Below are 1,140 nucleotides of genomic sequence, written 5' to 3' on the forward strand. Positions count from 1 at the left end.
CTAGTGTCCTGCGTCAGAAATCCGTCGGCAATATCGGGCGAGTGATTCGAGGATCTCTTCGGCGGTCTTTCGCCACACAAACGGGCGCGGGTTGTCGTTCCACTGATCGATCCAGGCCCGGATCTCCTTCTCCAGAGACTGCACGCTCTTGTGCACCCCACGCCTGATCAACTGGTCGGTCAGGAAACCGAACCAGCGCTCGACCTGGTTGATCCACGAGGAGCCGGTAGGAGTGAAATGCATGTGAAAACGCGGGTGGCGGGCAAGCCACGCCTTGATCGCCGGCGTCTTGTGCGTGCCGTAGTTGTCACAGATCAGATGGACGTCCAACTCGGCAGGCACCGTCTTGTCGATCGTGATCAGGAACTTCTTGAACTCCGCCGCCCGATGCTGACGGTGCAACTCGCCGATGACGGTACCGTCGGCGACGTTGAAGGCGGCGAACAGGCTCGTGATCCCGTTGCGGACGTAGTCGTGGGTACGCCGCTCGGGCATCCCGGGCATCATCGGCAGCACCGGTTGCGACCGATCCAGCGCCTGGATCTGGGACTTCTCATCCACGCACAGCACCACGGCCCGCTCGGGCGGGTTGTGGTACAGGCCGACGACATCGACGACCTTCTCCAAGAACAGCGGATCCGTCGACAGCTTGAAGGTGTCGGCCTGATGGGGTTTGAGACCGAAATCGCGCCAGATCCGCCCGATCGTGGACTTGGACAGTCCGCTACGTCCGGCCATCGAGGCCCGCGACCAGTGGGTGGCATCCTTGGGCGTATCTTCCAAAGTCGCCACCACGACCTGCTCGACCTGATCCAGCGTGATCGACGGCGGCCGGCCTGGGCGCTGCTCATCCATCAGCCCGTCCAGTCGCAGTTTGACGAAGCGGGTCCGCCACTTAGAGACCGTGTCGCGGTGTATCCGCAGATCCGCGGCGATCTCGATGTTGTCCAGGCCGTCCGCACACGCCAGCACGATCTTCGACCGCATCGCCAGCACCTGCGACGACTTACTCCTTCGCGCCCAGCGTTCCAGGGTGGCCCGCTCATCGGCAGAAAGCGTCACCGGAGTCTTTGGTCGTCCCGTCCGCGCCATAAATTCCACTCTAGACTTAGCCGACGAATTTTAGACGCAGGACACTAG

The 1,140-nt window shown here is 62.1% G+C and carries 1 protein-coding gene; it reads right to left on the bottom strand.

Going from position 1 to position 1,140, the window contains the following annotated elements; translation table 11 throughout:
* Positions 1-1,092: an IS630 family transposase gene (locus tag MBA17_RS49020; protein WP_238505831.1), complete on the bottom strand. Its 1,092-nt coding sequence runs from the start codon at positions 1,090-1,092 to the stop codon at positions 1-3.
* Positions 1,093-1,140: the final 48 nt, after the last annotated feature.

The organism is Dolomitihabitans soli, from assembly GCF_022213955.1.
Lineage (GTDB): Bacteria > Actinomycetota > Actinomycetes > Streptosporangiales > Streptosporangiaceae > Streptosporangium_A > Streptosporangium_A soli.